The sequence below is a fragment of the Actinosynnema sp. NPDC023658 genome (genome assembly GCF_040639995.1).
GTDB lineage: Bacteria > Actinomycetota > Actinomycetes > Mycobacteriales > Pseudonocardiaceae > Actinosynnema.
In genome coordinates this window covers 1-8,275 of sequence record NZ_JBFAAX010000250.1, presented here as the reverse complement: position 1 = coordinate 8,275, position 8,275 = coordinate 1, and the positions used below count along the sequence as shown (strand labels likewise).

General features: G+C 72.5%; 9 protein-coding genes. 3 read left to right on the top strand and 6 right to left on the bottom strand.

What is annotated here, in order from left to right:
* Window positions 1-292: 292 nt before the first annotated feature.
* Window positions 293-1,318 (bottom strand): LLM class flavin-dependent oxidoreductase, encoded by a 1,026-nt coding sequence (locus AB0G02_RS22575; RefSeq protein WP_360797441.1) that lies wholly within the window; start codon window positions 1,316-1,318, stop codon window positions 293-295.
* Window positions 1,319-1,392: 74 nt separating this feature from the next.
* Here AB0G02_RS22575 and AB0G02_RS22570 point away from each other — a divergent pair, with 74 nt between their 5' ends.
* The gene (locus tag AB0G02_RS22570; RefSeq protein ID WP_360797440.1) at window positions 1,393-1,671 is read left to right on the top strand and encodes a GNAT family N-acetyltransferase; all 279 of its coding nucleotides are present in this window, start codon (window positions 1,393-1,395) and stop codon (window positions 1,669-1,671) included.
* A gap of 9 nt (window positions 1,672-1,680) precedes the next feature.
* Window positions 1,681-2,679: an MBL fold metallo-hydrolase gene (locus AB0G02_RS22565; RefSeq protein WP_360797439.1), complete on the top strand. Its 999-nt coding sequence runs from the start codon at window positions 1,681-1,683 to the stop codon at window positions 2,677-2,679.
* Window positions 2,680-2,728: 49 nt separating this feature from the next.
* On the opposite strand, the gene AB0G02_RS22560 is transcribed toward AB0G02_RS22565, so the two are convergent.
* From AB0G02_RS22560 to AB0G02_RS22545, 4 genes are read right to left on the bottom strand one after another with little or no spacing between them, the layout of a single operon-like run.
* The gene (locus tag AB0G02_RS22560; protein WP_360797438.1) at window positions 2,729-3,496 is read right to left on the bottom strand and encodes an alpha/beta hydrolase; all 768 of its coding nucleotides are present in this window, start codon (window positions 3,494-3,496) and stop codon (window positions 2,729-2,731) included.
* A 41-nt stretch (window positions 3,497-3,537) separates the two neighbouring features.
* On the bottom strand, window positions 3,538-3,975 hold the full coding sequence (locus AB0G02_RS22555) for a response regulator (RefSeq protein WP_360797437.1): 438 nt from the start codon (window positions 3,973-3,975) through the stop codon (window positions 3,538-3,540).
* On the bottom strand, window positions 3,972-5,465 hold the full coding sequence (locus AB0G02_RS22550; RefSeq protein ID WP_360797436.1) for an ATP-binding protein: 1,494 nt from the start codon (window positions 5,463-5,465) through the stop codon (window positions 3,972-3,974). The genes AB0G02_RS22555 and AB0G02_RS22550 overlap by 4 nt, the downstream gene beginning before the upstream one ends.
* Window positions 5,465-6,655: a fused response regulator/phosphatase gene (locus tag AB0G02_RS22545; RefSeq protein WP_360797435.1), complete on the bottom strand. Its 1,191-nt coding sequence runs from the start codon at window positions 6,653-6,655 to the stop codon at window positions 5,465-5,467. Before AB0G02_RS22545 ends, AB0G02_RS22550 begins: the two co-directional genes overlap by 1 nt.
* A gap of 155 nt (window positions 6,656-6,810) precedes the next feature.
* On the opposite strand from AB0G02_RS22545, the gene AB0G02_RS22540 reads away from it, so the two are divergent.
* A complete protein-coding gene (locus AB0G02_RS22540) occupies window positions 6,811-7,512 on the top strand; it encodes a lysophospholipid acyltransferase family protein (RefSeq protein WP_360797442.1) in 702 nt (233 codons plus the stop codon).
* Window positions 7,513-7,623: 111 nt separating this feature from the next.
* Here the strand turns inward: AB0G02_RS22540 and AB0G02_RS22535 are convergent, their stop codons facing one another.
* Complete coding sequence (locus AB0G02_RS22535) at window positions 7,624-8,160, bottom strand: YkvA family protein (RefSeq protein WP_360797434.1); 537 nt, start codon at window positions 8,158-8,160, stop codon at window positions 7,624-7,626.
* Between the last annotated feature and the right edge of the window lie 115 nt (window positions 8,161-8,275).

Here is an 8,275-nt window from a genome sequence, read left to right as displayed (position 1 = left end):
GGTCAGGTCCGCGGGTGCCGCTTACGTGGGCGTGGGCGGGGTGGGAGTGGGCGGGATCGGGGGTTCCGTGGCAGGTGAGGGCTCCGGACCCGGCGGCTCGGGCACGGGTTCGGGCACCGGCACGGGCTTCGGCTGAGGCGGTTGGGGCTGGACCATGGCGACCTCCTTCACCCCCGGACTACCCAAAACCCGCGTGTCCTACGTTCCCGTCGCCCGTGTCCTACCTCCAGGACGCGAGAGTCCTACGTCCAGGACGCGAGAGTCCTACGCTCAGAACACCCGAGTTGAACGCTCAGACCGGGTCCGCGCGTCGACGGGCGGCGGCGGACGGCGCCGGGATCAGGTTCGGCAGCACCTCCCGGCCGAACAGCCGGATCGTGTCCAGCACCGCCTGGTGCGGCAGGCCCCCGATGTCGACCATGACCAGCTGCGCGTCCAGGCACAGCAGCTCGGTCAGCCGGTTCAACCGCTCGGTCACCTCCGCCGGGTCGCCGCACACCGCCGCGCCCTCCATCAACGCCTCCACGTCGAGCGCGCCGTCACCGCGCCACGGGTCCGCGAACTCGGCGTACGCGCTCAGGTGCGGCCGCCAGGTGGCCCGCGCCTCCGCGGCCGTCGGCGCGACGAACACGTGGCTCGGCAACGCCACCCGCCCGCCCCCGCCCATCCCCTCCCGGTACCGCCGCACGACCGGGCGGTGCGTGCTCGGGTCGCGCAACGTGCTGGGCAGCATCAACGGCAGCTCCAGCTCCACCGCCAAGTCCGCCGACACGGCCGACGCGCTGCCGATCCACACCGTCGGCCGCGGCTGCTGCACCGGACGCGGCGTCGTGGTGACGTCCACCAACGGGCTGCGGTACTTGCCCTCCCACGTCACGTGCCGCTCCTCCAGCAGGCGCAGCAGCAGCCGCAGGTTCTCGTCGAACCGCGCCCGCAGGTCGTCCTGCACGCCGAACGCCACGTCGGTGCGCTGCGACACGCCCCGCGCCACGATCAGCTCCGCCCGCCCCCGCGACAGGACGTCCAGCGTGGCCAGGTTCTCCGCCACGCGCACGGGGTCGTGGTGCGCCAGCAGCGTCACCCCGGTGGACAGCCGCAAGGTCGACGTGCGCTCGGCGATCGTGGCCAGCAGCAGCTCCGGCGCGGAGACGATGTACCGGGTGAAGTGGTGCTCACCGATCGCCACCCCGGTGAAGCCCGCCTCCTCGGCCACGACGGCCTGCTCCACGATCGCCCGCAGCCGGTCGCACTCGGTGACGGCCCGACCGGTGTACGGGTTGGGCAGGTGGTCGCCCAGGATCAGCAGATACACGTCCATCCCGCAATCTTGCACGGTGCGACTACGGTGGCACCCGTCCAACCCGAGCCCGAGGCCCAGCGTCAGGAGCGCCCGTGACCGCAGTGTCCGTGTCCGACAACCCCGAGCAGTCCCGCTACGAGGTCCGCCTGGACGGCGAGCTGGGTGGTTTCGCGGAGTACACCTCGGAGGGCGGTGTGGTGACGTTCACCCACACCGAGGTGGCGATCGAGGGCAAGGGTCTGGGCAGCGCGCTCGTCCGGCACGCGCTGGAGGACGTGCGCGCCAAGGGCCTGGCCGTCGTGCCCCGGTGCCCCTTCGTCCGGAGCTACCTGGAGAAGCACCCGGAGCTGGCCGAGGTTACCGGCAAGTAGGATCCGGGGATGGAGTGGACCGAACCCGGAGTCTTCGAGGTCGCGCCCGGTGTGCACCGCATCCCGCTGCCGCTGCCGAACGACGGCCTGCACACCGTCAACGCCTACGCGATCGAGGACGGCGGCGGCCTCGTCCTGATCGACCCGGGCTGGGCGCTCGAAGCCGGTGAGACGGCGCTGGAAGCGGCGCTGGGCACCCTCGGGCACGGCTTCGAGGACGTCCGCCGCTTCCTGGTCACCCACGTGCACCGCGACCACTACACGATGGCCGTGGCGCTGCGCCGCCGGTTCGGGACGAAGATCGCCCTCGGCGCGGGGGAGCAGCCGTCGCTGGCCAAGGTCGTCGGCCGACGCCGGGACGGGTTCCGCGACCTGTTCGCCTGGGGTGCGCCGCACCTGGCCGAGAAGTGGCGTGCCGTGGTGGCGTCGGTGGGCGAGGCCGAGCTGCGCGACTACGAGGAGCCCGACGAGTGGCTCGACGAGAGCGACCTGGCGCTGGAGAAGCGCGTGCTGCGCGTCCTGCCGACCCCCGGTCACACCCGCGGGCACGTGGTGTTCGTCGACGTCGAGTCGTCGCTGCTGTTCGCCGGTGACCACGTGCTGCCGCACATCACCCCGTCGATCGGCTTCGAACCGGCCCGTCCCGCGCTGCCGCTGGGCGACTACCTCGACTCGCTGCGCCTCGTCCGCGAGCACCCCGACCTGCGGCTGCTGCCCGCGCACGGGCCGGTGACCGAGTCCAGCCACGCCAGGGTGGACGAGCTGCTGGCCCACCACGAGGACCGCCTGGCGGCCACGCTGGACGCCGTGCGGTCCGGCACCGGGACCGCCTTCGAGACGGCCCGCAAGCTCGGCTGGACCAGGCGGAACCGGGCGTTCGCGGAGCTGGACCTGTTCAACCGGGTGCTGGCGACCGGTGAGACGGCCGCGCACCTCGACGTGCTGGTCCACCGGGGCCTGCTGACCACCGACGTGGAGGACGGCGTGGTGCGGTACTCGGTCGTCTGAAGCGCCCGGAGCGACCGGTCGGCTGAGGCACCGGGAGCGACCGGTCGGCTCAGGTGCCCGGTCGGCCGAAGTGCTCGGCCAGGGCGGCGGCGAGGACGTCCGGCGCGACGCCGTGCCAGCCGCCGTCCAGCGTCCGGCGGCGAGCGTTCGGCAGGCGCTCGGCCACGCCGTCGGCCCACCCGCGCAGCCGCCCGTCGCTGCCGCTGCTGTCCAGCACGAGCGTCGGCGCGTCGATCGAGGCCAGGTCGGGCACGGTGCCGGTGATGGTCAGGTCGTAGGCGGTGGTGTGGGCCAACGCCTCCAGCGCGGGCCAGCCGGGTGACTGCCGCATCCCCGCCGTGAACTCCTCGGGCACGCCGCACGCGACCTGGAAGCGGACCACCGCGTCACCGCGTCGCCCGGCGGCCACCAGGTCCTCGATCTCCCGCCGCACGTCCGGCCCGGTCGGTTCCTCGAACGACAGGGGCGGCTCCAGCAGCGCCAACGCGGTGATCGGCACCCCGGCCGCCGCCGCGTGCAGGGCCAGCACCCCACCGGACGAGAAGCCGTAGGCGAAGGCCGACCCACCCGCGGCCTCCACCACCGCGGCCAGGTCCTCGACCTCGCGCTCCACGGCGTAGGGACCGCGGTCCCCGCTCTCGCCCCGCCCGCGCCGGTCGTAGGTGTAGGCGGTGTACCCGCGCAACGCCTCGGCCACGGCGGGCATCGGACCCCCGCCGCGGAAGCAGCAGGCGGCGTCCACCAGCACCACCGCCGGACCCGCGCCGACGCGGGAGAACCCGATCGACGTGCCGTCCTTCGAGGTCACGGTGCTCATGGCGATTCCTCTGAGCCGGTGTCGGTGTCGGTGTCGCGGACCTAGCGGGGCAGCTTGACGACCGTCACGAAGAAGTCGTCGATCTGGCGCACGACCTCGATGAACCGGTCGAAGTCCACCGGCTTGGTGACGTAGGCGTTGGCGTGCAGGTTGTAGCTGCGCAGGATGTCCTCCTCCGCCTCCGACGTGGTCAGCACCACGACCGGGATGGTCCGCAGCGACTCGTCCGCCTTGATGTCGGCCAGCACCTCGCGGCCGTCCATCTTCGGCAGGTTGAGGTCCAGCAGGATCAGGCCGGGCCGCGGCGCGTCCTCGTACTGGCCCTCGCGGCGCAGGAACTCCAGCGCCTCGACGCCGTCGCGCACCACGTGCAGCTGGTTGCGGATCTTGTGGTGCTCGAACGCCTCCTGCGTCATCAACGCGTCGCCGGGGTCGTCTTCCACCAGCAGGACGTCGATCACGTTCAACGGGTTGCTCATTGCTCGTCGTCCTCTACAGCGGGCAGCGTGAACTTGAAGGTGGTGCCGGTGCCACCCCCGCTGGTGTCCAGCCAGATCGTGCCACCGTGGTACTCGATGATCTTCCGGCACATCGCCAGGCCGATACCGGTGCCGGGGTAGTCGTCCTTGTGGTGCAGGCGCTGGAAGATCACGAAGATGCGCTCAGCGTACTCGGCGTCGATGCCGATGCCGTTGTCGGAGACCGTGAAGGTCCACGATCCCTCCGTCCGCTCCACGTCGACCCGCACGAGCGGCGGTTCCTCACCGTGGAACTTCAACGCGTTGCTGATCAGGTTGCCGAACACGCCGCCGAGCAACGACGCCTCGCCGCGCACCGTCGGCAGGTCCGCCACCTCGATCGTGGCCCCGGTCCGCTCGATGACCTCGGAGTAGTTCTCCATCACCTGGGCGACCAGCTCGTCGCAGTCCACCAGCGTCTGCTCGCGGGTCAGCCTGCCCACCCGCGAGAACGCCAGCAGGTCGTTGATCAGCACCTGCATCCGCTTCGCGCCGTCGACGGCGAACCGCAGGTACTGCTCGCCGCGGTCGTCCAGCTGACCGGAGTAGCGCCGCTCCAGCAGCTGGCAGAAGCTCGCGACCTTCCGCAGCGGCTCCTGGAGATCGTGCGAGGCGACGTAGGCGAACTGCTCCAGCTCCGAGTTCGACCGCCGCAGGTCCTCCAGGTCGGAGAGGATGCGCACCCGCATCGTCTCGACGTCCTGGCCGAGCATCACCGTCTCCCGCGGCCCGCCCGCGACGACCGGGTGCGCGTAGTCACCGGACGACACCTTCCGCACGTCCCCGGCCAGCCCGCGCAACGGCGCGATCAGGATCCGGTACAGCAGGACCGCCACGCCGGTGATGATCAGCACCAGCAGCAGGCCCAGACCGATGACCAGCCACAACTGCTGGCGGGCGACGTCGTCCAGGTCCCGCCGCGCCTCGCCCGCCGTCCGGTCGAGCTCGACGCCCAGCGCGTCGGCCGCCACCCGGACCTGGTCGAACAGCTCCTTGCCGCGCTGCGCGTCGATCAGCAGCGTCTGCGGCACGCCGGAGCGCCGCACGTCCGCGATCAGCGGCTCGGCGTAGCTCTGCCGCCAGTTGTCCGCCAGCTGTTCCAGCTCGTCCAGGTCGCGCACCAGCTGCGCGTCGTCCGGGTCGAGCAGCTCCCTGGCGGAGCCGAGGGACCGCTGCTCGGCCCGCTGCCCCTCGGTGTAGGGGGTGAGGAAGTCCTCGTTGGCGGTGAGCACGAACCCGCGGACGCCGCTCTCCTGGTCGATCAGCGCGGTGTCCACGTCGCGCACGGAGGTGCGGGCGGGCAGGATCTCGTCCAGCAGCCGCGCGCGGGCGTCCGACAGGCCGGCCAGGGCCACGCCCAGGCTGCCGACGGTGGCCGCGCACACGACGATCAGCACCGCCACGGCCGCGATCAGCAGCCTGCTGGCGGACCAGCGCTTCCGGTAGTCCATCAGTCGCGGTCCGCGATCAACAGCACGGCCATGTCGTCGTCCAGCTCCCCGCCGTTGAGTTCCTTCACCCTGCTGATCAGGTCGTCCAGCAACGTCGCCGGTTCCCGGGCCCAGTCGGGGCGCTCGCCGGTGATGTCGGTGATCAGGTCGATCAGCCGCTCCGAGCCCAACCGCTCGCTGTCACCGAGGACCCGGCCCTCGACCAGGCCGTCGGTGTAGAGCAGCATCACCCAGCCGGGCGGCAGCGGTACGTCCAGCCCGCTCCACCTGCTGTCCGGCAGCACGCCCAGCGGCAGCCCGGCCCGGTCGCGCGGCAGCTCCATCACGCGGTCACCGACCAGGAGCATCGGTTCCGGGTGCCCGGCCAGGTAGACCCGCGCCCACCGGCGGTCCGGCGAGATCGTCACCATGCACGCGGTGGTGAACAGGCCGGGCTGGTGGCGCTCGTGCTCCAGGATCTCGTGCAACGTGCGCAGCACCCGCGACGGCTCCTGGTCGGCCAGCACCAGCGCCCGCCACGCGATGCGCAGGAACACGCCGATCGCGGCCTCGTCGGGGCCGTGCCCGCACACGTCACCGATGAGCACCTGGAGCGTGCCGTCGCTGGTGCGCACCACGTCGTAGAAGTCGCCGCCCAGCAGCATCCGGCTACCACCGGGGCGGTAGCGCACCTGCCAGCCGATGTCGTCGCCGTGCATGATCGGGGACGGCAGCAGGCCGCGTTCCAGGCGGGTCTTCTCCGCTGCCAGCAGCTGCTCGTCGCGGAGTTGGCGCTGGGTCTCCTCGACCCGCTTGCGGCCGACCGCGTACCGGATGCTGCGGGCCAGGCCCACGCCGTCGACCTGGCCCTTGACCAGGTAGTCCTCCGCACCCGCGGCCACCGACCTGGTGCCCTGGTGCTCGTCGTTGAGGCCGGTGAGGACGATGATCGCGACCTGCGCCGGGTGGGCCAGCAGCCGGGTCAGGCCGTCGAGGCCGGTCGTGTCGGGCAGACCGAGGTCGAGCAGCACGCAGTCGGCCTTCCACAGCAGCCCCTCGGCTTCCCTGAGGGTCCGCGCCCGGTGCAGCGAGACGTCCGCCTCCACCTCTTCCAGCAGGGCTTCGACCAGCACGGCGTCGCCCTCGTCGTCTTCGACGAGGAGCACGTTGATCCGGTTCACCGCGGTCCGCGGTGCGGGGAGCCCTGCCACGGGGGAGGAGATTAGTCGAACTCGATCAGACCGGGGCGACGGCGGTGCGGCGGGTCGTCGCGACCGCGGTGCCGGCCCTCCTCATCGGGGTGGGGTGGGGCGCGGTGACCGGGTCGGACGCGATGGCCGATGATCGTGCCGTGACGTTCTCCCAGATGGTGGCGCTGACGGCCCGCCTGCCCCGGCGGGGCCGCGGTTTCTGGTACTCCGTGGCGATCGACCTGCTGTGGCCGCTGGTGGTGCTGTTCGTGCGCATGCGGATGGCGGGCAGGACGAACATCCCGCGCGAGGGCGCGGTGCTGTTGGCGTCCAACCACCTGTCCTTCGCGGACCCCGTGACGCTGACGGCGTTCGCGCTGGCGTCCGGCCGGGTGCCGCGGTACCTGGCCAAGGCGAGCCTGTGGAAGGCGCCGGTCCTGGGGTGGGTCATGTCCTCGGGGCGGCACATCCCGGTCGAGCGCAACAGCGTGCGCGCCGGTCGGGCGTTGGACGGCGTGCGCACGTCGTTGGACGCGGGGGAGTGCGTGATCGTCTACCCGGAGGGCACCTTCACCACGGACCCCGACGGCTGGCCGATGCGCGGCAAGAACGGCGTCGCGCGGCTGGCGTTGACGACCCGCACGCCCGTCGTGCCGGTGGCGCAGTGGGGTGTGCGGGAGCTGCTGCCGCCGGGGAAGTTCGTGCCCCGACCGTGGCGGAAGGTCACCGTGGTGGCGGGCGAGGAGGTCGACCTGTCCGACCTGTACGGGCCGGAGCCGACCAAGGCGGAGCTGGACGAGGCCACCGCGCGGATCATGGCCGCCATCACCGCGCTGCTCACGGGCGTGCGCGAGGTGTCGCACCCCGGGAGCCGGTGAGCCTGCGCTTCCCGCGATCCGGGAACGGACGGTCGGCGGCTGCTGCGGTGCCGGAGCCGGTGCTGCCCGCGGTCGGGGAGCCCTTGGTCCCGCGGTCCGGGAGTTGGCGGGTCAGCGCTTCCCGCGGTCCGGGCGCTGGTCGCCGCCCAGGCCCGTCGATCGGCCGGGGAGCGGGTCCTTGCCCGTGCCGGGGCCCAGGTCCCTGGCCGCGCCCCTGCGCTCGCGCTCCCACCGCAGGTACTGACCGGTGACGGTGGAGACGCTGGTGAGCAGCCACACCGCCACGCCCGCGTCGTCGGTGACGCCGATGAGCGGCAGCAGTTCGGGCAGCAGGTCGATGGGCGAGATCAGGTAGACGACCGCGAACGCCCACGTGGCCAAGGTGGTGGTGGGCAGCCCGTAGGCCTTGCGCTCGCGCAGCAGCCGGGGCAGCGCCTTGGCGCGGGAGAAGACGTTGCCGACCGGGCGCGGTTCGCCGTTGCGCTCCCACCGGCGACGCCGGCGCACGGCCCACAGCACCCCGGCCGCGATGCCCAGCACCACCAGGCCGGCGCCCGCGACGGCCGGCGGCAGGCCGATCAGGTCGTCGTCGCGCCACAGCAGCGTGCCCAACCCGACCAGGGTGAAGACCACGCTGAGGAAGATCACACGTCCATGGTAGTGGCGGTGGGGCGGCCGTGGGGATCGAGCGGACGCCGGCCTCGCAGCGCGCCGGGGTTGCCGGCCCGCCGGCCTTGCCGCGCCGGCGGGTGAGAGCCGCGGG

What these genes read in the sequence shown, in the direction of transcription:
- AB0G02_RS22575 (WP_360797441.1), bottom strand. Translation starts at nt 1,318, where the DNA reads ATGGACGTGTATCTGCTGATCCTGGGCGACCACCTGCCCAACCCGTAC.
- AB0G02_RS22565 (WP_360797439.1), top strand. Translation starts at nt 1,681, where the DNA reads ATGGAGTGGACCGAACCCGGAGTCTTCGAGGTCGCGCCCGGTGTGCAC.
- AB0G02_RS22560 (WP_360797438.1), bottom strand. Translation starts at nt 3,496, where the DNA reads ATGAGCACCGTGACCTCGAAGGACGGCACGTCGATCGGGTTCTCCCGC.
- AB0G02_RS22555 (WP_360797437.1), bottom strand. Translation starts at nt 3,975, where the DNA reads ATGAGCAACCCGTTGAACGTGATCGACGTCCTGCTGGTGGAAGACGAC.
- AB0G02_RS22550 (WP_360797436.1), bottom strand. Translation starts at nt 5,465, where the DNA reads ATGGACTACCGGAAGCGCTGGTCCGCCAGCAGGCTGCTGATCGCGGCC.
- AB0G02_RS22540 (WP_360797442.1), top strand. Translation starts at nt 6,811, where the DNA reads ATGGTGGCGCTGACGGCCCGCCTGCCCCGGCGGGGCCGCGGTTTCTGG.